Source organism: Lysinibacillus sp. NPDC096418 (genome assembly GCF_044762775.1).
Lineage (GTDB): Bacteria > Bacillota > Bacilli > Bacillales_A > Planococcaceae > Lysinibacillus.
Genome location: NZ_JBIWEY010000018.1, coordinates 1 through 23,030, shown reverse-complemented (window position 1 = coordinate 23,030; position 23,030 = coordinate 1). Strand labels below are relative to the sequence as shown.

The following is a 23,030-nucleotide window of genomic DNA, read 5'->3' as shown; positions in this document are numbered from 1 at the left end:
AAGAACAGAGCGAAAACTTCTCTTGTGATTTGTCTCGACAACAATTACGAGAGGTGAGTTTTCGCTTTTTAAATAGTAGATTATTGGATTCATAGAAAATCTACAATAAGTTACTGTAATGAACGCTTTTTATTTTTAAAAAATAAAACCAATAAACCTAATAGGAACTGTAGTTCGCCTAAAATGATGGAGAATTAAAAATAATAAAAATCATGCGAGTTTTCTAAAAGGTTTGTACTTTTCCTCTGATTTTTTAAAATTCCAAATTTTAGTGACGGATTAATGACAGTTTACTAACCGAAATAAATCCAATTCGCTAACTTTGGTAAAGAATGTATTAAATGTATTGATTGAATATTGTATGATGAAAATGAAATTATGCATTGTTGTCGGGGGGAATGGTGTTATGGTGAAGTCAATGAAGTGGAGAATGATGCTCGAAATTATGGTAATTGTCATATTGATTATCGGCGCATTTTCTGTCTATATCTTTCAAGCGACCTATAAAAGTGAAAAGAGTAATGGTGAAGCTCTCGTCAATTCAATCGCTATGGGGATGGAAGGGGCTATTCACTCTATGGCAAAGTCCGAAGAAATTATGGAGAAGGAAATGATTGCTGAGTCTGTAATGGCTTCATACATAATTAATAAGGGTGCTACATATGAAGATCTAAAAGAAATTGCTGAACGTAGTGGTATGGATGAAATTTGGAGTACGGATGATAAAGGAAATACAGGAGTGACTTCTATTGCACCTTCTATAGACTTTAATTTTGGCTCTGATCCAAACGGGCAAGCAGCAGAATATATGCAGCTACTAGAAGGTAGTACAAAAGAGATTGTTCAAAAAGCACAAATCCGTGATGTTGACGGAGAATTTTATAAATTTGTAGGCGTTAGTAGTTGGGATCCAGCAGCTCCACAAATTGTGCAAGTTGCACGCCATGGTCAGCAACTTCTCGATTTAGAAGCGAGTATTGGTAGTCAATATTATATTAATGAGTTAAAAGACAATTTATCATCGAACGTGTTATTTGCAGCGGTTGTCAACGATGCAGGGGAGGCTATAGTCTCCACTTCAGAAGATAAATTAGAGGATATTGGTTTTACAAAAGATCAATTTTCGGCAAAGACTGCGTCAAATTTCTCAGGGAAATATGACGGTACGCGTGTAACACAATATATAAAGCCGCTATCAGATGGTTCGTACTTAGCAGTTGTTGTATCAAATAATGTATTATCCAATATTTTAATGGGTACGATTATCGCCTCTTTAATTGTTGTATGTATCATTTTCATGACAACTGGACATGCAATATCTAAACAAGTATCGCGTATTTTAAGTGTCCGAGATTCACTTGAAGATATTAGTCAGGGTGAAGCGGATTTAACGAAGCGTATTAAGGTCACGTCTCAAGACGAAATTGGTCAGCTCGTGATGTCCTTTAATAAAATGATGGAAAACTTCCAATCAATTATGCGTGATTTAAAGCAAGAGGCACATCAAATTAAAGATGCCACAAGTATTATTCATAGTAATGCCTATGATACACTTGCTTCTTCTCAGCGTATTCAAGAAGAGTCGAGACAGGTTGCACAGGCAACTTTCGGGCAACTAAAAAATACAGAAGATAGCACGCATTCGATGGAAGAATTAGCACGTAGTATTCAGCATATTTCTGACTCTATCGCAGAAATCTCTTCAATTTCTCGTAATACCGAAGAAAACGCTAATAATGGCTTACACATTATGAATCGTTTACAAAAACAATTATCTGCTATTTATGAAAAGACGGATGTATCAGTTGTGAGAACACAAGAGTTAGTTAAATTATCAGGAATGATCGGTGAATTTACGAATGTAATTACAGGTATTTCTGACCAAACAAACTTATTAGCATTGAATGCATCTATTGAAGCAGCACGTGCTGGTGAAGCGGGTAAAGGCTTTGCTGTTGTAGCAGAAGAAGTACGAAAGTTAGCAGAAGAATCAAAAGTGGCAGCTGAGCGTATTGCTCAAGTTGTTTCTAGTGTGCGAGTAGAAACGACAGAAATTGTAGCAGCAATCAATTCTACAGCAGAGGTATTAAACGCTGGCAGAACAATAGCTAATGAGGCACAACAAGCATTTGAAGGAATTAATAATGGCGTTCAAGTCTTAGCTGACCAAGTTGATTTAGTATCGAGCTCAACAGAAGAGATAGCAGCGAGCACCGAAGAAGTAACAGCTACGATGGAAGATGTTTCGTTACTTGCTAAACAGACCTCTACAAGTGTTGATGCAGTAGCGCAAAAAGCGCAAGATCAAGCGACTAGTATGAATGAAATGACAGCCGTCATTGATAGATTGAACACAACAGCTGAAACATTACAACAATCTGCTGGTAAATATAAAGTATAACAATGGAGCTGCCCTATAAGAAATATAGGGACATAAGGTAAATCTCCTATTAGTTTCGGAATGTTTAGAGAAATATAGTGCGTTTGATAGCGTATTTACGTATAATTGAGTAAAGGGGTGTGGTTTTATGGATCAACAGAAAATGCCACCAGCCGTTTTACGTTTACTCGTTATTTTTCCAAACGTGCTGAGTTATATATTATTAGGTGGCCTTATTATTTTTGTTTTAACAAATTATGCAGAATTAAAGGCCGCAGATAATTTAAAAATATGGTTTATCTCAATTGCCGCTCTTACACCGATGTCTTTGATGACTACATACAGCATAGTGAAGAAAATTCGCGCAGGTCATATGTGATAAATGTTAAATGAAACCTATCAAAAATAGAACGCCCGCAATTGTTAGAGAATATCTAGTGATTGCGGGTGTTCTTTATAGTTGTACTTTCAAGCCATTCAACATAACTGTTGTAAAGGTGTTAATCTCAGTTACTAAATCAAATTCTTCGTTATGAATTAACCAATCATAGACATTTGCACGCATGCATCGTTGCACAAGAGCCTGCATTTGCACCAGCTCTAAATCCTCTCGAAATTCTCCAAGACGAATCCCTTCCTCAATATACGTATTGAGAATTTGAAAAATTTTTCGTTCTGAACTAATTAAATAATGGTCTCGTTCAACTTGATTGGTCATCGCAGCTGTATAGACTGTTCGCATTAAATCCTTGCCCACAACATTTATCAAATATAACATTTGCTCTTTGTAAAGCGTTAAAATCTTCTCACTTGCAGGCAATGTCTGCTCCATGTTTTTTTCCACGATACTATAAAAACTATCTAGTTCTTTAAACTTTTCTAAAATAACATCATATTTGGAAGGGAAGTGGGTATAAAATGTACCCTTTGAAACGTTGCAAGCTTTTGTAATTTGTTCAACAGATACATGTTCAAATCCATATTTATTAAATAAATCTAAAGAATTTTTTAGTAATTTTTCTCTCGTTTCTAATGCCTTTTTCTGGCGAGTAGTTAACGGATTCATAATATCCGACCTCCCAAAATATTATATTCTAAAATAATTATTCACTTAATAAGGTAAATTTATGTATTGACGATAGATATTGGGTTTTATTATGATTTAATTGACCGCAGTCAATGACTTTGGTCAATTAAGTTTTCTTGTCATTAATGGTACGTTAAAAAAAGTAAATTTGCTAGTGTATCATTTAATTTATTTTAAAATTTATGGGGAAAAGGGAGGACTACACATATGACAACAATACAGGGTGTAAAAACATTAAAGCATTTTATCGGTGGGAAAATGGTCGAAGGTAAAAGTGGACGTTATGGATCAGTATACAATCCAACAACAGGAGATGTGCTTGCAAAAGTGCCCCTTGCTACGGCTGCAGAGATGCAAGAAGCGATTGAACTGGCGCATGAAGCTTTTCCAAAGTGGCGCGATACGTCAGTGGCAAAACGTGCAGAAGTAGTATTGAATTTCCGAAATCTACTTACTGAAAATGTAGATGAGTTAATCCGAATAATATGTGAGGAAAGTGGTAAAACCGCTGAGGATGCAAGAGGTGAAATTACACGCGGGATTGAATCCGTGGACTTAGCAATTGGTGCTCCTCATTTAGTAAAAGGAGAATATTCGGTAAACGTAGGTGGCGACATTAATGCTTATTCTGCAAAATATCCGCTAGGTGTTGTCGCAGCTATTTCACCATTCAATTTCCCGATTATGGTGCCATTAGCTCAAACAAGTATGGCTCTCGCTGTTGGTAATGCTGTTGTGTTAAAAGCATCTGAACGTGTACCTATGACTGCTTTATTTGTAAGTGAATTGTGGAAAAGAGCGGGTCTACCAGATGGCATTTGGACTGTTGTAAATGGTGATAAAGATGCTGTAAATGAAATTTTAGAAAATCCAAAAGTACAAGCAGTATCGTTTGTAGGATCGACCCCAGTTGCCAAATACATTTATGAAACAGGTGCGAAATATGGTAAACGGGTGACTGCGCTAGGAGGGGGCAAAAACAACATGGTCGTAATGCCGGATGCGGATCTTGAACAAGTTGCTAACGCATTTATCGGAGCAGCATATGGGGCAGCATCTCAGCGTTGCATGGCTATTTCTACGTTAATGCCTGTTGGCGAAGAAACAGCAGACCGTCTTGTAGACATTTTAAAAGTGAAAATTGCAGCGTTAAAAGTAGGGTCTTATAAAGAGGTCGATACTGATTTTGGCCCAGTAATTTCACAACAATCGAAAAAGGCGATTTTAGCAGCAATCGATCGTGGTGAATCTGAAGGGGCGAAAGTTGCTTGTGATGGGCGTGAACTAGATATAGTCAAAGAATCCAAAGGTTTCTTTGTAGGTCCGACATTATTAGATCATGTAAAACCAGGCATGGAAATTTATGAACAGGAAGTCTTCGGTCCTGTTCGTAATGTAGTACGTGTGGCTTCATTAGATGAAGCGATTCAGCTAATTAATGAGCATGAACTTGGAAATGGTGTGACGATTTTTACAAACGATGGTTTTGCTGCTCGGAAGTTCACGACAGAGATAGATGTAGGGATGGTTGGTGTGAACGTCCCAATTCCAATTCCAGTTGGTTATCATAATTTTGCTGGGTTTAAGGGGTCTCGTTTCGGTGAAGGACATATGTTTGGACCAGATCAGGCACGCTTCTTTACAAAAACGAAAACGGTTTCTGAACGTTGGATGACAAGTAACGTGTCAACATCATCAACATTTGCGTTTCCAAGTAATAACGACTAAGTGCATACAAAAAGTTTTTTAAAAGATTGAGAGTGATAAGGAACTATCATTAAGGGGGATGGGATATGATTCAAACAAAATCAATCTTTACAGTTAATTCACCAGAGACAATCATTTATGGTAGAGATTCATTTGAAGTAGTAGGGGTGTATGCGAAAAAGTTAGGAACAAAGGCTCTCATAATAAGCGATCCGATTATGGATAGCTTAGGCTTTGTTCATCAATGTACTTCTTTTTTAATTGCTCAAGGATTGAGTGCAGTTTCGTACTTGGGTATCACGTCAGAGCCTGTTGATACGTATGTAACAGAAGGTCTCGATTTACTACAGTCTGAACAATGCGACATCATCATTTCAGTAGGTGGAGGCAGCTGTATTGATACTGCGAAAGCTATTGCAGTATTAGCAACAAATGGTGGTTATGTTGGTGATTATATGAAAATGCAAAAGATTGCAGATCAAACACCGATACCTCATATTGCTATTCCAACGACTGCTGGTACAGGCTCAGAGGCAACAGACGCGACAGTTATTACAAACACAGCGAATGATGTCAAAATGATGATTAAGCAACCTGCATTTTTACCAAATGTAGCAATTGTTGATCCGCTACTAACAGTGTCATCACCGCCAGCAATCACGGCAGCAACGGGAATTGACGCGTTAAGTCATGCAATTGAAAGTTATTTATCACGTTTAGCCCATCCATATTCTAATGTCCTTGCGTTATCTGCAATGGATTTAATCGTGAATAATATTTTGAAAGTGTACGAACAAGGTGATGATATTGATGCACGAGAAGCAATGTCACTCGGTGCTATGCAGGCTGGTTTGTCGTTTTCTAATGCTTCTGTTGCTTTAGTTCATGGCATGTCCCGCCCTATTGGAGCGCTATTCCATGTGCCACACGGAATTTCGAATGCAATGTTGCTACCTGCTGTATTGGAGTATTCAAAAGATGCATGTGTAGATCGTTTAGCAGATCTCGGTAAATTCTTTAATAAAGAAGGAGAGGTGTTGACTCAAGACGAACTTGCAGATTTAGCAATCGCCTCTATTAAGGAAATGTGCAGAAAGATGGACATCGGTAACTTACAGCAGTGGGGCATTGAGGAAGATGCCTTTTATGCAGCGATTCCGAAGATGGCTGCTGATGCAATTGCTAGTGGCAGCCCAGGAAATAATCCAAAAGTGCCAACACACGGAGAACTAATGGAACTTTATAAAATCGTGTACCATTATGAATTCTAATCTATATTTCCGATTAATATAATAAGAAGCTACCCGAAAAATCATTTTTTTGAGACCATTCGGGTAGCTTCTTTTTTGAGTATGAAAGTGATGGTGTATTAAGGGTTTGTATTACTATAAGAATAAATAGTTACGTTGTAAGACTATTATTTTTTGACTTTTCATAAGAATGGAGCGACAAATAGATTTTTTAAAAGCTATAATAGGGTAACTATACAATTAAACATAAATGGAGTAGATTGAATGAAGAAATACAAAGTAGGTTTCCTTTTGATTCTAGTGTTTTTCTCAAACCCAGTAAAATCTAACGCTGCAGTTAACTGGGATGGTGCACAAGTTGTGAAAGATCAAACAGGGAAAATGACGTTTACGAAAGACGTGAAAGTTTATAAGAAAAATGCGAATGGTACATATAGTTCAATGATAGTTAAACAAAACAATTATTTCCGTGTTTATAATATCGAAAAATACGACAATAAAACATTTTATTGGATGAGCTCTGGCTATCGTGTACAAGCAACAGATTTAGTTGTTTTTAAGGAAGTGCCTTTTGAAATCCGTTCTTCACTTTATAAAAATCCAGGATATATCGTAATCAATCGTCAAGGAACTACTGCTTATTTTGAAGACAAATATCCGATGATAAACCTTGTATACGGACAGCATTTATTTACTGAATACGTATCAGAAAGTTATTCTACCGTTGTTTCTTTCAACAAAGGGAAATTAAATTACTATTATAGTTCTCATGAGGGAAATCCAGTAGATGGCAATATAGATGGAACAGATATTAGAATTGTAGAAACAACAAAAAGAGATATAGGATTTTATGCATTAACAGACGATACACAGATGCTCATAGGACCAATTAATGGTGCTAGAGCAGAGGAAAGGTATGAACAGTCAATATTTGGTGAAATAGACCATACAAAACCGTTATTTATCATTCCGAAAGGCTCAGCGATTAAATCTTTAGGTATAGAGTTAAATGGATATTTATATGTGCAATCTATAGCTGGCAGAGGCTATATTCCTGCAAAATTACTAAAACCTGTTCAAAATCAGGGCAAACGCTATATCCGGTATGGGTTTGTAGCTAAAAGTTTTGATGGATCTCAAGATATTGAGCTGAAACGTTTTCATGAAGCTTCTTTATTTACTGAAAATAATGAAACAGCTTTGATTCAAGTGAACGGAAAAATGTATACTGTACCGAAAAATGTTCTCGCTACAAAAATACCAAATGAATCACCTACGATTACAACGTCTTTCTTACCAAATGAAACACTTCGTAAATTAGCATATAAAGATGGTAAAGAAATTAGAGTATATAACAAAACGACCAACAATCGTTTTGAAGCTGGGAATACCTACTTTATTAAGTATGATGAAACGGACCAAGCTTTTTATTATGAAATAGATGGTGTCAACTATACTTTTGAAAAGCCGATTAAGGAAGGTTCAAAAGTTACTCGAGCAGAGGACACTTCTAAAGACGAAGGATATGTTCGAGCTATACATTACACATTCACTACCCCAGCAGGTCCATTTAACAATGTTGTTGAAACTTCATTTGACAACTACTTTGCGCCCGGCTATGGTTTAATTGCTAAATATGGTCAGCATCTTATATCTTTCTAAGACAAAAATAGGTGACTTCTTGTTCGTTTTTGAACAGGTAGTCACCTTGTTTTTTTAATCAAGAATGAATCACTAGAATGCTATAACTAATAAAATTATATCAAATTCGAGATATTATTCTTGCATACTTATCACTTGCATGGTAAAGTGATGATACAGAGCAAAGAGAGGAGGACGAAGCGATGCGAAAACATACACTAGGATCACTAACATGGCTACGTATGATGCGCTTTACCAATCAAAGTAATCTGCTGTCTAATGAATTTCTAAAACGATTTGACTTAACAACGGCGCAATTTGATGTGCTAATGCAAATTAAGACATATGCGCCATTAACGCAATCAGAACTCGCTGAAAAAGTTACTGTCACGCAGGGTGGTATGTCACGTATGCTCGCACGTCTTGAAAAAGAAGAACTGATTGAGCGTAAGCAAGATTGGAAAACAAAAACAATTTCGCTAACAGCCAAGGGTGAGCAAATGATTGACGCAGCAACACCAAGTCAACTTCATTTTCAATCCTCGTTTTTTGAAGATGTTCTAACAGAAGAAGAATTGAAAACACTATATACACTAATGTCGAAATTAGAAAAGAATAGCCGAGAAAAAAAATTACCGACAACGTAATTTTTTTTACACCATCACTTGCGTAGTCAAGTGAAATATAGGAGGAAACTAAAATGAAAAAATTAAGCGGACATCATCATATATCAATGTTAACGAAAAACGGGAAACGTAATAATGATTTTTATACAAAGGTTCTTGGCTTACGTCGTGTGAAAAAAACAGTCAATCAGGATTCACCATCTATGTATCACTTATTTTATGGAGATTTGACGGGGGCTGCCGGTACAGAATTATCCTTCTTTGAAATGCCGGTCGCAGGACGAACAGTACGAGGGACGAATGCCATTACTCGCATTGGATTACTTGTACCAAGCTATGAAAGCTTAGTATATTGGAAAAACCGTTTTGAATTATTAGATGTCGAGCATAGCGAGATTACTACTTATGCAGGCAAGGATGCTCTGTTTTTTGAGGATCATGAAGGTTTACGTATGGTGTTGTTAAATCATAATGGGCAAGAGACACCAGTAGGGTGGCAAGCATGGGAGGATTCAAAGGTTCTTGAAGAGCATCGTATATTAGGTATGGGTACAGTGGAAATGACAGTACGTTATTTAAGCCGTACTGTGAATTTATTGAAAGAGCTGTTTGATTATATAGTTGTTTCTGAAAATGACAAAGAAGCACGACTGCAATCAATCAAAGATGAAACATTAGGTGAGATTGTTGTCATTGAGCAGGAGGGACCAAGTGAAAAACCTGGTCGCGGAAGTATTCACCACCTTGCATTACGTGTAGATACTGTTGAAGAATTACACAAATGGGATGCATTAATTAAAGAGCGTGGCTTAGACAGTTCGGGTGTTGTCGACCGTTATTACTTCCAAAGCCTCTACTTTAGAGATCGTAATGGCATTTTGTTCGAAATGGCGACAGATGGACCGGGCTTTACAGTAGATTCAAAGATTGAAGACCTAGGTAAAGAACTTGATTTACCTCCATTTTTAGAAGGTAAACGTACAGAAATTGAAGCAATTTTAGAACCGCTAGATTAAAGGAGCGAAACAACATGGAAAACTATCGTATTGATCAATCAAAAGGTATTGAATTTGGACTATATTCACTCGGGGATCATATCCCGAACCCACTAACAGGCGAACGCATTTCTGCACAACAACGCATTAATGAGCTAATTGAAGCGAGTAAATTAGTAGAACAAGCTGGCATTGATGTATTTGGTGTCGGTGAAAGTCACCAAACGTATTTTACAACACAGGCACATACAGTCGTTTTAGGCGCTATCGCACAGGCAACTGAGAAAATTAAACTAGCAAGTTCAGCAACTGTGCTAAGTGTATCTGATCCGGTACGTGTGTATGAGGATTTCGCAACAATCGATTTAATCTCGAATGGTCGTGCTGAAATCGTGGCCGGTCGTGGTTCTCGTGTCGGTGCCTATCATTTACTAGGCGTTGAATTGCAAGATTATGAAGAGATTTTTGAGGAGAAATTAGAGTTATTGAAAAAGATAAATGACGAGGAGCTTGTGACTTGGAAAGGGCAATTCCGTGCGCCGCTGGACAATGCTCGAATCTTGCCTCAACCTAAAAATGGTTCCTTACCAATTTGGCGAGCAGTAGGTGGCCCACCTGCTAGTGCCATTAAAGCTGGCTATATGGGAATCCCGATGATGTTAACTACATTAGGTGGCCCTGCAGTGAACTTTAAAGCTTCTGTGGATGCGTACCGTGAAGCGGCAGATCGTAATGGCTTTGATTCAAGTACATTACCGATTGCGACAACGAGTCTATTTTATGTAGCAGATACGACACAAGAAGCTTTACAAGGCATGTACCCTCATATTAATGGAGGCTTCCAAGCAATCCGTGGTGGCGGGTATCCAAAACAACAATTTGCACAAGCACCGGATACACGTGATGCTCTAATGGTTGGTAGCAAAGAACAAATTATCGAAAAAATGCTTTATCAATTTGAACTTTATGGTATGCAACGCTTTATGGCTCAAATTGACTTTGGTGGCGTACCATTCGATAAAATAATGAAAAACATCGAAATAATCGGGAATGACATTCTTCCAGCAATTAAAAAATATACAGCGAAATAAGGAGAGAACAACATGAAAATCGTAGCACTAGCAGGCTCAATTGTTGGCTCTAAAACAAAAACAGCAATGTTAAAAGTCGTTGAAATGCTTCAACAAAAATACCCTGAGCATGAAGTGACATTACTGGACTTAGCCGAATATAAATTAGAATTTAGTGATGGACGTAATTACTTTGAATATCACGGGGATACAAAATATGTAACTGAAACAATTATGGCAGCTGACGCAATTGTTATTGGTACACCTACGTTCCAAGCATCAATTCCAGCGACATTGAAAAATATTTTTGATTTACTGCCAGTGAATGCTTTTCGAGATAAGGTCGTGAGTACGGTTGTTACAGCTGGTACATCAAAACATTATTTAATGGTTGAGCAACAATTAAAACCCATTCTTGCTTATATGAAAGCACATATCGTGCCGACATATGTATTTATAGAAGAAAAGGACTTTTTACGCAAAGAAATTATCAATGATGACGTCCTGTTCCGTTTAGAACGTTTAGCGGAGGATACAGTTGTTATGGTGGATGCTTTCGCAGCCATTCGAGCAAAAAAAGACGAGGAATATGATTTTTAGTATTGTATTTTGCTAGCATAATTTACAATAAAACCGCTTTTGGTCCGTAGCCAAAAGCGGTTTTTTGTATTAGTAGATATGTTTTTTGATTGGATGTAATTACTGATAGACCCTGTAAAAACTGCGATAGTATACCAATAAGTGTTTACCAACCTCGTACATAAGGTGTTGGTGGTGTTACTTCTTCACCCAATTCTTTTGCTGCATGAAGTGGCCAATAAGGCTCGCGCAACAATACTCGTGCTAAGAAAATGAGGTCCGCACGGTTGTTTTGTAAGATTTCCTCTGCTTGAATGGCTGTTGTAATCATACCTACTGCACTCGTAGGTATGTTAGCCCCATGTTTGATAGCTTCTGCATGTGGTACCTGATAGCCTGGGAACACATTAATACTGGCTGGTACAACACCACCTGTAGAAACATCGATTAAATCGACGCCCTGAGATTTCATCCAGCGGCTAAAGACGATGAAATCATCCATCGTTGTACCGTCTTCAGCATAGTCCTCAGCAGAAACACGCACAAGTAACGGTCCGTCCCAAACACTACGAATCGTATCGATGACTTGGCGAAGGAGACGATAGCGGTTTTCCTGTGAGCCACCGTAAGCGTCTGTACGCTTATTCGTTGCAGGTGATAAGAACTCACTAATTAGATAACCATGTGCTCCGTGAATTTCGAGTGCATCAAAACCAGCTTTGTCTGCCCGAATGGCAGCTTGTTTAAAAGCCTCAATGACTTTTTTGATATCAGTTAACGTCATTTCTGTCGGAGTTTTATAGGCATCGTTAAAGGCAATTGCTGAAGGGGCGAAAATTTCACCTTCAACCGTTGCTTTTCGTCCTGCGTGGGCTAATTGAATAGCTGTTTTCGCTCCGTATGCCTTGATGCCATCAACGACTTGTTTTAAGCCATCAATATGTGCATCATCCCAGATGCCAAGGTCTTTGTTTGAAATTCGTCCTTCTGGTAAAACACCAGTTGCTTCTAATACGATCAACCCAACTTGACCAGCTGCACGTGTCGCGTAGTGCACAACGTGAAATGGTGTAACGAGGCCATCATCCTCAGCAGAATACATGCACATTGGTGCCATTACAATACGGTTTTTTAAAGAAATATTTTGTAATTGATAAGGTTCAAATAATTTGCTCAAATGATTGCCTCCTAATTCTTGGTGATACACTGTATTTTGCCTGTATCATTTACTTTTTGCAAGTTCGCGAGACCGAGCTTCAGCACCTTTAATGCATGCTTCAATAGCGTCATTGAAGTGATAATGTTCAAGAGCTTTAATACCTGCTTCTGTTGTGCCACCGGGACTCGTTACTTTTTTGCGCAGCTCGTTTGGCTCTTCTGGTGATTGTTTGAGCATTTCTGCAGTACCAGCTAAAGTTTGTGTCATTAGTAGACGCACTGTATCTTTATCCAGCCCAACTTCTGTGCCTACACGTTCAAAAGCTTCCATTAAATAATAAATATAGGCAGGTCCACTACCTGAAAGAGCAGTAACCGCATGAAGTTGATCCTCTTTTACTTCAATCACAGAACCAATCGCTTCTAATAATTGAAGAAAAATCACACGTTGTTCATCAGATACTTCATTATTAAAGGCGATACCACTTGCTGACATCCCGATTGTAGCAGAAGTATTTGGCATGACACGAGCAACAGGACGACTGCCAAGGTTTTCTGTGATGGTGTTAATTGGTATACCTGCTAGAATAGAGAGGACAGCCGTATGATCAGCTAATTTTGTGTACAAAAGTTGCATGGCCGCAACTGCATCTTTTGGTTTCATCGCTAAAATAATAGCATCTAATTGAGTAAAAGTTGCATCGTCTTGCAGGATAGACACGCCATATTTTTCGTGTAAAAATTGCAAACGTTCGTTGTCTGAACGGTTTGTGATGTATATTTCTTGGGGCTTAAAAACATGCTGTTTAATCCAGCCCTGCATAAGTGCCTCGGCCATTGAGCCTGCACCGATAAATAATATTTTTTTCATAAAAATAAAACCCTCCAGTTCAAAATAAAAAGCGTTCCCGTCCTTAAATAATAAGGACGAAAACGCTATTGCATTCCGCGGTACCACCTTTGTTTGCCATTGGGCACAACTCATAAACCCTCTTATCGCAAGGGGGGACGGTTATGTTGTCATAACAGCTCAGAAGTAGGTTCAGCAGAGGGAGTGGGTGGTGTTACTTGCAGCAGATATAACACTCTCTTTCAACACCTTCACCAAATGCGTACTTGGCTTCATCATAGCCTATTTTTAATTTCGATTATTCAAAATTATAGGGATAAACTTATTGACTGTCAATACTTGCGTGACGAATTAGAAAAAAAACTGTAGAATAGTATGAATGAAGATTCATTAATTGCAAAGAGGGGGATACAGCTTTGTCGGTACACAAAATCGAAATACCAACACCCTATGCAGTAGGGGATGTTAATGCATTTATTGTCAAAGGGGATGCACTAACAATTTTTGATGTTGGGCCAAAGACTATGGAGGCCTATGACGCGCTTAAATGGGGAATTCATGCAGCTGGCTATCAATTGCAAGATATTGAGCAAGTTGTGCTAACACATCATCATCCCGATCATGCGGGGTGGGTGGATGCATTCCCACATGCTGAAATTATTGGACATGAATATAATGATAAATGGCTGCGTCATGATGAGGAGTTTCTAGATTATCATGAACAGTTTTATAGTAAGCGATTATATGAACATGGTGTACCACGCGAATATATTCAGGCTAACGTCCATGTTCGCCGAGAGTTGGAGCTTGTCGGTGAACGACCGCTCACTCAGATACTATATGATGGTGACGAGGTGCCAGGGCATCCAGGCTTAAAGGCCATCGAGACACTTGGACATGCGCAAAGCCACTTCATTTTTTGGAGTGAGAGAACAAATCATGTAATTGGTGGAGATTTATTATTAGATAAAATCACACCTAACCCACTAATTGAGCCACCACTCAATCGAACGCTTGGAAGAACAAAATCATTGTTACAATATAATGAATCCCTTGAGATTCTAAAACAGTTGCCAGTAAAGAAGATGTATACAGGGCATGGTGCAGATTTAGAAAATATACCTGATCTTATTGATAAGCGTTTAGAGCGTCAACAGCAGCAATCAATGAAGGTATTAGACCTTCTTGGTGAGGCAAAATTAACTGCTGTACAAATGACAGAGCGCTTATACCCTTCTATTTTCCCACGGCAGCTTGGATTGACGATTTCAAAAACAATTGGACATTTAGATTACTTAGAAGCAAATAGCTTCGTTACGTCAGAGAAAAATGAAGCAGGTGTCTATTTGTTTAAACGAAAGTAGGTTTATACATGATTTTGAATAAAAAAACGGTATTTGTTACTGGAGCGACGAGTGGGGTTGGCTTAAAAATTACCGAGTTATTAGTTGCCGAGGGGCATCAGGTTTATGCAACTGGACGCAATGTGGTAGCACTCAAGGCATTAGAGCGTCGAGGAGCCAATGTTATACAAGCTGATTTAACGTCATTAAGTGCAATTGATGAAGTTTGTGCACAATTACCTGAAATTGATGTTGCTATACTGTCCGCTGGCGTTGGAAAGTTTGGGCTTGCACCTGAGCTTTCGGATGAGGCGATTGCACAAATGGTTGATTTAAACGTGACTGTGCCAATGTATTTGGCAAAGCGATTAGCTACACAAATGATGGAATGTGGTCATGGTCAGCTTATTTTTATTGGTTCACAGGCTGGAAAAGTTGCGACGCCGAAAGCAAGTGTCTACGCAGCAACGAAGCATGCAATCGTCGGTTTTACAAACGGTTTACGTATGGAACTAGCTCCTTATAATGTTACCGTTACTGCCATTCACCCAGGGCCAATTGATACGCCCTTCTTAGACAAAGCGAATGATGAAAGTGGCTACCGTGAATCGTTAGGTCGTTTTTTACTAACGCCTGAACATGTAGCACAAGAGACGATAAAGACAATTGGACGTCCGGTACGTGAAGTTAATTTACCACGAATTATGGGGTTAACAAGTAAGCTATATGCGCTAGCTCCTGCTACGATTGAACGTCTAGCAAAACCACTCTTCAATAAGAAATAAAAGATTCTGCGATTGCAGAATCTTTTTTTATATCATATACATTGGGTGATTTAGGAAGATAACGTTTTTTCGAGTAAAAAGAATCCCTATTCGAAAAGAGCCTTTAAACATTGTTGTGCCTTACTATTTACATAAATCATAAAAGTCTAATTTTTTATAAAAATGCACTTGTATTTATTTTTATAACATGGTACTATTCGTGTATAAACTTTTAATAGAATGTATAAACATACATCGAATAGAGCAATTGGAGGCGCATTTTTCATGGCAAATAAAAAAGTAGTTTTAGCATACTCAGGTGGTCTAGATACATCAGTAGCGATCCCTTGGTTAAAAGAACAAGGATGGGACGTTATCGCAGTTTGTCTAGATGTCGGTGAAGGAAAAGACCTAGAATTTATTAAAAACAAAGCGCTTCAAGTAGGAGCGGTAGAATCATATATGGTAGATGCGAAAGATGAATTCGCTGATGAATATGCATTAGTATCTTTACAAGCACATACATGGTATGAACAAAAATATCCATTAGTATCAGCACTTTCTCGTCCATTAATTTCTAAAAAATTAGTAGAAATCGCGAACGAAGTAAATGCAGACGCAGTAGCACATGGTTGCACAGGTAAAGGAAATGACCAAGTTCGTTTTGAAGTTTCTATTAAAGCACTTAACCCAGATTTAGAAGTGTTAGCACCTGTACGTGAGTGGGGCTGGAGCCGTGACGAAGAAATCGAATATGCAATGAAACACAATGTACCGATTCCTGCGACACTTGATTCACCATTCTCAATCGACCAAAACTTATGGGGCCGTGCAAACGAAGCTGGTGTCATGGAAGATCCATGGGTATCTCCCCCTGAAGAGGCTTACGGCTTAACTGTTTCAGTGGAAAATGCACCGAACGAAGCGGAATTTGTAGAAATCGAATTCGTTGCAGGTAAACCAGTTGCCTTAAACGGTAAAGAAATGAAACTAGCTGATTTAATCCAAGAATTAAATGCAGTAGCGGGCGCACACGGTGTAGGACGTATCGACCACGTGGAAAATCGCCTAGTTGGTATCAAATCTCGTGAAGTATATGAAATTCCAGGGGCAAAAGTTCTTTTAACTGCTCATAAAGAGCTAGAAGACTTAACGCTAGTAAAAGAGCTTGCTCACTTCAAACCAGTAATCGAGAAAAAATTATCTGAATTAATCTACGATGGTTTATGGTTCTCACCATTACGTGACGCACTACAAGCATTCCTTGCTGAGTCACAGCAATACGTAAATGGTACAGTACGCGTGAAACTTTACAAAGGTCATGCAATCGTTGAAGGACGTAAATCTCCAAACTCACTATATAGTGAGAAATTAGCAACTTACTCGAAAGAAGACCAATTCAACCATGCATCAGCAGTTGGCTTCATCGAATTATGGGGCTTACCAACAGTAGTAAACTCTTCTGTGAACAAAAAATAGTACGAAATTCTAGGTGTAGTGCAGCATTCGCGCTGTACTGCACCTTTTCAACAAGATTATAAAGGAAAAGGTGAGCTGGGATGACAAAACTATGGGGCGGACGTTTCCAAAAATCAGCAGAAGCTTGGGTTGATGAGTTCGGTGCATCAATCGGCTTCGACCAACAACTAGTAATGGAAGACCTTGAAGGTAGCGTGGCACACGTGACAATGCTTGGCGCAACAGATATTTTACCAGCCACTGACGTTGAAGCTATTCTTGGCGGTCTTGCACAATTACAAGAAAAAGCAATCGCAGGTGAGCTTGAATTCACAGTAGCGAATGAAGATATTCATTTAAATTTAGAGAAAATGCTGATCGATTTGATTGGTCCCGTTGGTGGGAAATTACATACAGGCCGTAGCCGTAACGACCAAGTGGCAACGGATATGCATATTTTCTTGAAAAAACGTGTCAAAGAAGCAATCGGCTTAATTGAGGCGTTCCAAAATACATTACTTGAAAAAGCGGAAGAGCATGTGGAAACAATTGCTCCTGGCTATACGCATTTACAACGTGCACAGCCTATTTCTTTTGCACATCATTTAATGGCATACTTTTGGATGTTAGAGCGTGATAAACAGCGCTTTACAGAATCTCTGAAACGTATTGACATTCTTCCTTTAGGTGCAGGTGCGATGGCAGGGACAACTTTCCCAATCGATCGTTTAAAATCAGCAGAGCTATTAGGCTTTAGTGAAGTTTACGCAAACTCAATGGATGCGGTAAGTGATCGTGATTTCATCGTAGAATTCTTAAGTAATTCTTCATTAATGATGGCGCATTTATCACGTTTTGCTGAAGAAATTATTCTATGGTCAACAGATGAGTTTAAATTCATTGAGCTAGATGATGCATTCTCGACAGGTTCATCAATCATGCCACAGAAGAAAAACCCGGATATGGCGGAGCTAATTCGTGGGAAAACGGGCCGTGTATACGGCAATCTAATGGGTTTACTAACAGTTTTAAAAGGTACGCCGTTAACGTACAACAAAGATATGCAAGAAGACAAAGAGGGTATGTTCGATACTGTCCATACAATTCTTGGGTCACTTAAAATCTTTGAAGGTATGGTGCGTACAATGACAGTTAACACAGAGCGTCTGCATAAGGCTGTACACTCTGACTTCTCAAATGCGACTGAACTTGCAGATTACCTAGCAACAAAAGGTATGCCATTCCGTGAGGCGCATGAAGTGACTGGTAAACTTGTCTTCACATGTATTCAAAAAGGGATCTTCTTACTGGATTTACCGATTGAAGACATGAAAAAAGAAAGCGAACTTTTAGAAGCGGATATTTATGATGTGTTAGCACCAGAAGCGGCAGTTCGTCGCCGTCACTCATTAGGTGGCACTGGCTTCGATCAAGTAAAAATCCAAATCGACAAAGCAAAAGCTTGCCTTTAAAATTACTCAGTAGAAGTCTCTTTCCTTTTTTTGTGTTGAGATGAAAACTTATTTTAGCTTTTATTTAAGTGGTGTTTAATTACCTGCTGAATAAGTTTAAAGCCTCCGGTGGATGTCACAGATTTTGAAAGGAGTTAATTTAGGACGTTAACCTAAGGACGTCGCATCCATGCGACAACGGCTAACTGACCTGCATCGTGCAGGCCTAAGCACAATTCAAAATCTGGACGCAATTACGCCGAGGCCTAATTGATTATTGCGTGCATGTCCTTGTGACTTTTGCATAGATATTTCATTAAAGCTGTCCTGTGAGGCACTATGAAAAACACACTTTCCTTTTTCTGTGGAGCCAGAGGGTGAAACGAAAAAGAGCACCTTACATATGTGAAGGACAATCCCTATTTCCGGAGACGTGGAAATAGGGTTTTTGTATGTGAAAAAATATGCTACCATTTAGTGGGAGGGATTAACAATGAGTGAACGTTTTACAAAGGGGTTTGAAACGATTAAGCAGTACGTGTCAGAAGAAGAGGCAACACGTATGGTGGACCATGATGCTTTAGCTGATATTGCACCAGATTTACGTAAAATGATTGTGGAATTTGCCTATGGTGACGTATATTCACGACCTGGACTTGATGCCAAAAGTCGTGCACTTGTGGTGATTACAGCTGTCGTAACACAAGGTGCTGCACCGCAAACAAAAACACATATTACTCGTGGCTTGCATGCAGGTTTAACACCTACTGAAATTGTTGAGGCACTGTTACAATTAGTACCGTACATAGGTTTTCCACGTGTGCAAAATGCGTTAACAATCGCACAGCAGGTATTTCAAGAGAAGCAACTAACAGTGAAAAAATAATGAAATGAGCATGAGCCATAGTAAAGCCTCGTGCTTGTTTTAGTTTAGGGAAGATTTGCGATAAATATGTAAAGAGGGGCGACAAAATCAAAAAGTATATCGATAAATCCAGGTAAATATGCGATAAATTTAAAAACTGTTCTGATAACACAATCCATTGCTATATGAATCAGCATTTTCAGTCCTAAATTATGATGATTATACAGTAAGTTAAGAAAAATGTAGTGAGCAAAGAGAATATTTTTTTAACTTTTAAAAATTTTCACATTGCATGTATAGATTTTGGGCAATCTGCTCATACTGATTGAGGTAACACTTATTAATCTAATTTGATGAGGAGGATGCATCATGAGTAATTCGAAGCCGGTAGACCAAGAATCTCAGGAAAGTCCGCCACAACTGAATAAAGTGTAGGCTTCAAAAAATCTCATATGTATTAGTCAATCAGAGTTTACTCTGTCTAACTATTACTTGAGGTGTGAAGCTGAAGCGAACCAGTTATAGTCAATTGTAGGCAATAAGTGACCACGGACTCAGAATTATTCTGGGTCTTTTTTATGTTTAAATGGAAGTAACTATTCTAAAATATTTATTGTGGAAAACTGAATAAAATATTTAAAATGCATGGCTATTTTTTAGTGGCCTATGGTCTTATGGCGTTATCCAACAAAATACTTCGATTAATGAGGTACAATTCATCACCAGGAATTTCATCATTCGTTCGCAATGAGAGAAATAACTGGATGTTTTTATTTTCCGCCTCTTGTACAATGAAGTTAATCAGCTAATAATTGTGGGAAAAGAGTTTTGAATAATATAACAAAAATCGATGGTGATTTCTTTGTTTGTTCAAACGTAGGCATTCTAAGTATTATAAAGCGAAAAGAGGTTTGTTATGTATAATTATAACCTTTTAGAAAGACTTCTATTTCCATCTATGTATTTAAATATAGAGAAGCTTAAACGCACAGTAAATGGAAAAACAATTTTTATTACTGGTGCGAGTTCAGGAATAGGCGAGCAGGTAGCATATCTCTTAGCTGACATAAATGTGCATTTGATTTTAGTGGCTAGAAGAGAGGAAAGGCTTGCAACCATTAAAGAGGATATCGAAAAGAAGACTGCGAAAGTTAGTATTTTTAGGGCAGACCTAAGAAATGCAAAGGAGATGGAGCAGTTACTTTTATTTATTCATCAGCTACCAAATGGCGTAGATATTGTAATTAGTAATGCTGGTATATCAATCAATCGTCCCATAAAGCAATCATTAAATCGCTATCATGATTTTACAAGGACAATGGCCATTAATTATTTTGCTCCGGTTCAATTGTTGCTGTCAGTCATTCCGCTACTTGAGAAAAATAAAGGCCAAATAATTAATATCTCGTCAATTAATGTTTTATTATTACCAATACCATATTGGGCAGCTTATCAGGCTTCGAAGTCAGCCTTTGACACTTGGTTTCGTTCAGCAGCACCGGAGCTGAAAGTGATGGGCATATCGACATCTACTCTATACCTTCCATTAGTAAGAACGCCAATGATTAAACCAACAGTCTCATATGAAAAAATGCCAGCCATGTGCCCGAGCCATGTAGCGAAAATTATTTGTAGATCCATGTATACGAAAAAGAAAAGCTATAGGCCATGGTGGTTGACGTTCGGGCAGTGGTCATCGCTTCTCTTTAGAGGGATTTTGGAAGTGGGGATGCCCACTATGTTGAGAAGGAGGTGAAATGGTGATCATTAGATTATTTAAGGTTCTAAATTCTATGAAACTCCTTACGCCAGTTGGGATTGCCAGACTTATCACTTCAATATTTAAAAATGGCATCAATCTGATGACATTATTGAAAATAGCCGGGGATACATATAATCAAAAGATTGCGATAGTAGATGGTGATGAAACTGTAAGCTATAAACAATTGCAGGTACAGTCAGAGAAGTTGGCCATTATCTTTAAGGAAAAGTATCAGATGAAAGCTGGACAAAAGGTCGGTTTTTTATGTAAAAATCATATTTCCATGGTGAATGCTATTTTTGCGACGTCACGATTAGGACTAGATATTTATTTACTTAATTCTGATATGAGCCAAGTACAATTCAAGCAATTAGTTAATCAGCATAACTTTGATTTTTTAATCTATGATATTGAACTGAGTCATTTACTTGAGGATTCGGGGTACATGAAAGAAAGGATTTTGAGCTACCAGCAAGACCTGCCAGCCATTAATCACTTGCTGCGTTCGAAGGTTGATGAAAACTATAAATTACAGCGATCATCTAGCGGTCAAATCATGCTCCTGACAGGAGGGACTACAGGAAAATCGAAGGAAGTGGCACATAAGCCATCACTTTTTAAGTTTCTAAATCCATTTTTAACGGTACAAACGAAATTAAAACTTTTTAATTATCAAACGGCATATATTGCAACACCTCTTTACCATGGCTATGGAATAGCGATATTAATTTCATGTATTGCATTAGGGAAAAAAGTGATCATTAATAAGGGCTTTCGTGCAGAAGAAGCGTGTCAACTTATTCGTGAACATAAAGTTGAAGTAGTCTCAGTTGTGCCATTAATGTTACATAAAATGTTAAAAACAAATGTCAACGATTTAACATCACTTACTTGCATCGCTTCGGGCGGTGCTGAGCTTAATGCAAAGCTTGTAGAAGAGGTTTTTAGTAAGTTAGGCGGAGTAATATACAACCTATATGGAACTTCTGAAGCGGGTTTAAATATGATCGCAACACCACAAGACTTGCGCTCTGCACCGAACACGATTGGTAAAAAAATTGAGGGTGCTCAATTGAAGGTATTGGACCATAATAAGAATACGGTTGAAGATGGAGTAGTAGGTCAGTTTTGTATTAAAAATAACTGGTCAATGCAAAATAGGGATAGTGACTGGATAGAAACTGGTGATTTAGGTTTTCGAGATAAAAATGGGTATTATTTTTTACGTGGGCGAACAGATGATATGGTCGTTTCAGCTGGAGAAAACGTTTATCCAATTGAACTTGAGCAAGTCCTTATACATCACCCATTAGTAGAGGTTGTAGCCGTTATCGGTATGTATGATGAACAATTTGGACAGAGATTGCGGGCATTTATACAGCCAGTAACTATTCAACTTACGGAGGAAACACTAATGGACTGGTTGCGCCCAAGAGTCGCTAGATTTCAAATGCCAAAAGAGATTGTCTTTGTTTCTAGTATGCCCTATACACCTTTAGGCAAACTTGATAAAAAGAAGCTAAAACAAATTACTTAAAAGTTTGTATACAATGACGTATTTTAGCCATAATAATAAAGATTTCACTGATGAAATCTAATTTGATGAGGAGGATGGAGCATGAGTAGGCCTGAAAACTTAGACCCAAAATCTCAAAAAATCCACCGTAACTGGTCAAGGATTAAGCATTCAAAATCTCAAGTAAATGGTGAAACAGAGATCACTCTGCATAACCGACTCTTGAGAAGTGAAGCGAAAGCCCGACAGTTTTAATCAGCTAGAAGCATTAAGTGTCATCAAGTCCAGAATTTATTCTGGGCTTTTTTAGATTGTATATCTGAACAGTCACACTTAGAATTAAAGGAAAATTAGTTCTATAAGTTCGGTTTTTATTATATAAAATAAGAAAGGGGACTCCACCTAAGTAATTAATGTGGTACCTAAGTCAAGAACAAACTAAAAAAAGAGATTAAGCAGCTAAGAGATGGTTTCTGTATTGTACAGGAGCCATCCTTTTTAGATTCCATTGGTAACGATAATTGTTGT

The 23,030-nt window shown here is 38.2% G+C and carries 20 protein-coding genes; 17 read left to right on the top strand and 3 right to left on the bottom strand.

Annotated features, from left to right (window positions below; translation table 11 throughout):
- Positions 1 to 364: 364 nt before the first annotated feature.
- Both ACIQZG_RS14085 and ACIQZG_RS14080 read left to right on the top strand, forming a co-directional pair.
- On the top strand, positions 365 to 2,401 hold the full coding sequence (locus ACIQZG_RS14085; RefSeq protein WP_402755982.1) for a methyl-accepting chemotaxis protein: 2,037 nt from the start codon (positions 365 to 367) through the stop codon (positions 2,399 to 2,401).
- 127 nt (positions 2,402 to 2,528) lie between these two features.
- Positions 2,529 to 2,759, top strand: coding sequence for an acyl-phosphate glycerol 3-phosphate acyltransferase (locus tag ACIQZG_RS14080; RefSeq protein WP_402755980.1), 231 nt, complete (start codon positions 2,529 to 2,531; stop codon positions 2,757 to 2,759).
- A gap of 75 nt (positions 2,760 to 2,834) precedes the next feature.
- Here ACIQZG_RS14080 and ACIQZG_RS14075 read toward each other — a convergent pair whose 3' ends face one another.
- The gene (locus ACIQZG_RS14075; RefSeq protein WP_402755979.1) at positions 2,835 to 3,446 is read right to left on the bottom strand and encodes a TetR/AcrR family transcriptional regulator; all 612 of its coding nucleotides are present in this window, start codon (positions 3,444 to 3,446) and stop codon (positions 2,835 to 2,837) included.
- Positions 3,447 to 3,674: 228 nt separating this feature from the next.
- Between ACIQZG_RS14075 and ACIQZG_RS14070 the strand changes: the two genes are divergently transcribed.
- The 7 genes from ACIQZG_RS14070 (at position 3,675) to ACIQZG_RS14040 (ending at position 11,356) form a co-directional block, all read left to right on the top strand.
- Positions 3,675 to 5,195 carry a CoA-acylating methylmalonate-semialdehyde dehydrogenase gene (locus ACIQZG_RS14070; RefSeq protein WP_402755977.1) on the top strand — a complete coding sequence of 507 codons (1,521 nt, stop codon included), beginning with the start codon at positions 3,675 to 3,677 and terminating at the stop codon, positions 5,193 to 5,195.
- A gap of 65 nt (positions 5,196 to 5,260) precedes the next feature.
- Positions 5,261 to 6,445, top strand: a complete 1,185-nt coding sequence (locus ACIQZG_RS14065; RefSeq protein ID WP_402755975.1) for an iron-containing alcohol dehydrogenase — start codon at positions 5,261 to 5,263, stop codon at positions 6,443 to 6,445.
- A 243-nt stretch (positions 6,446 to 6,688) separates the two neighbouring features.
- A complete protein-coding gene (locus ACIQZG_RS14060) occupies positions 6,689 to 8,086 on the top strand; it encodes a hypothetical protein (protein WP_402755973.1) in 1,398 nt (465 codons plus the stop codon).
- A 182-nt stretch (positions 8,087 to 8,268) separates the two neighbouring features.
- The gene (locus ACIQZG_RS14055) at positions 8,269 to 8,712 is read left to right on the top strand and encodes a MarR family winged helix-turn-helix transcriptional regulator (RefSeq protein WP_402755971.1); all 444 of its coding nucleotides are present in this window, start codon (positions 8,269 to 8,271) and stop codon (positions 8,710 to 8,712) included.
- Between the two features lie 53 nt (positions 8,713 to 8,765).
- On the top strand, positions 8,766 to 9,707 hold the full coding sequence (locus tag ACIQZG_RS14050) for a ring-cleaving dioxygenase (protein WP_402755969.1): 942 nt from the start codon (positions 8,766 to 8,768) through the stop codon (positions 9,705 to 9,707).
- A 14-nt stretch (positions 9,708 to 9,721) separates the two neighbouring features.
- Positions 9,722 to 10,777 carry an LLM class flavin-dependent oxidoreductase gene (locus ACIQZG_RS14045; RefSeq protein ID WP_402755968.1) on the top strand — a complete coding sequence of 352 codons (1,056 nt, stop codon included), beginning with the start codon at positions 9,722 to 9,724 and terminating at the stop codon, positions 10,775 to 10,777.
- Between the two features lie 12 nt (positions 10,778 to 10,789).
- Positions 10,790 to 11,356: an NADPH-dependent FMN reductase gene (locus ACIQZG_RS14040; RefSeq protein WP_402755967.1), complete on the top strand. Its 567-nt coding sequence runs from the start codon at positions 10,790 to 10,792 to the stop codon at positions 11,354 to 11,356.
- Between the two features lie 145 nt (positions 11,357 to 11,501).
- Here the strand turns inward: ACIQZG_RS14040 and namA are convergent, their stop codons facing one another.
- Both namA and proC read right to left on the bottom strand, forming a co-directional pair.
- Positions 11,502 to 12,512 carry an NADPH dehydrogenase NamA gene (gene namA / locus ACIQZG_RS14035; protein ID WP_402755965.1) on the bottom strand — a complete coding sequence of 337 codons (1,011 nt, stop codon included), beginning with the start codon at positions 12,510 to 12,512 and terminating at the stop codon, positions 11,502 to 11,504.
- Between the two features lie 45 nt (positions 12,513 to 12,557).
- A complete protein-coding gene (proC, locus tag ACIQZG_RS14030; RefSeq protein WP_402755963.1) occupies positions 12,558 to 13,364 on the bottom strand; it encodes a pyrroline-5-carboxylate reductase in 807 nt (268 codons plus the stop codon).
- 395 nt (positions 13,365 to 13,759) lie between these two features.
- Here proC and ACIQZG_RS14025 point away from each other — a divergent pair, with 395 nt between their 5' ends.
- The 8 genes from ACIQZG_RS14025 (at position 13,760) to ACIQZG_RS13990 (ending at position 22,757) form a co-directional block, all read left to right on the top strand.
- Positions 13,760 to 14,707, top strand: a complete 948-nt coding sequence (locus tag ACIQZG_RS14025; RefSeq protein WP_402755961.1) for an MBL fold metallo-hydrolase — start codon at positions 13,760 to 13,762, stop codon at positions 14,705 to 14,707.
- Between the two features lie 8 nt (positions 14,708 to 14,715).
- Complete coding sequence (locus tag ACIQZG_RS14020) at positions 14,716 to 15,471, top strand: SDR family NAD(P)-dependent oxidoreductase (RefSeq protein WP_402755959.1); 756 nt, start codon at positions 14,716 to 14,718, stop codon at positions 15,469 to 15,471.
- A 264-nt stretch (positions 15,472 to 15,735) separates the two neighbouring features.
- Complete coding sequence (locus ACIQZG_RS14015; protein ID WP_402755958.1) at positions 15,736 to 16,929, top strand: argininosuccinate synthase; 1,194 nt, start codon at positions 15,736 to 15,738, stop codon at positions 16,927 to 16,929.
- A gap of 80 nt (positions 16,930 to 17,009) precedes the next feature.
- Positions 17,010 to 18,380, top strand: coding sequence for an argininosuccinate lyase (gene argH, locus ACIQZG_RS14010; protein WP_402755957.1), 1,371 nt, complete (start codon positions 17,010 to 17,012; stop codon positions 18,378 to 18,380).
- A 472-nt stretch (positions 18,381 to 18,852) separates the two neighbouring features.
- A complete protein-coding gene (locus ACIQZG_RS14005) occupies positions 18,853 to 19,245 on the top strand; it encodes a carboxymuconolactone decarboxylase family protein (RefSeq protein WP_402755956.1) in 393 nt (130 codons plus the stop codon).
- 895 nt (positions 19,246 to 20,140) lie between these two features.
- Positions 20,141 to 20,980 (top strand): SDR family NAD(P)-dependent oxidoreductase, encoded by an 840-nt coding sequence (locus ACIQZG_RS14000; RefSeq protein WP_402755955.1) that lies wholly within the window; start codon positions 20,141 to 20,143, stop codon positions 20,978 to 20,980.
- Between the two features lies 1 nt (position 20,981).
- Positions 20,982 to 22,523: an AMP-binding protein gene (locus tag ACIQZG_RS13995; RefSeq protein WP_402755954.1), complete on the top strand. Its 1,542-nt coding sequence runs from the start codon at positions 20,982 to 20,984 to the stop codon at positions 22,521 to 22,523.
- A gap of 81 nt (positions 22,524 to 22,604) precedes the next feature.
- Positions 22,605 to 22,757 (top strand): YpzG family protein, encoded by a 153-nt coding sequence (locus tag ACIQZG_RS13990; RefSeq protein ID WP_402755953.1) that lies wholly within the window; start codon positions 22,605 to 22,607, stop codon positions 22,755 to 22,757.
- Positions 22,758 to 23,030 lie beyond the last annotated feature (273 nt).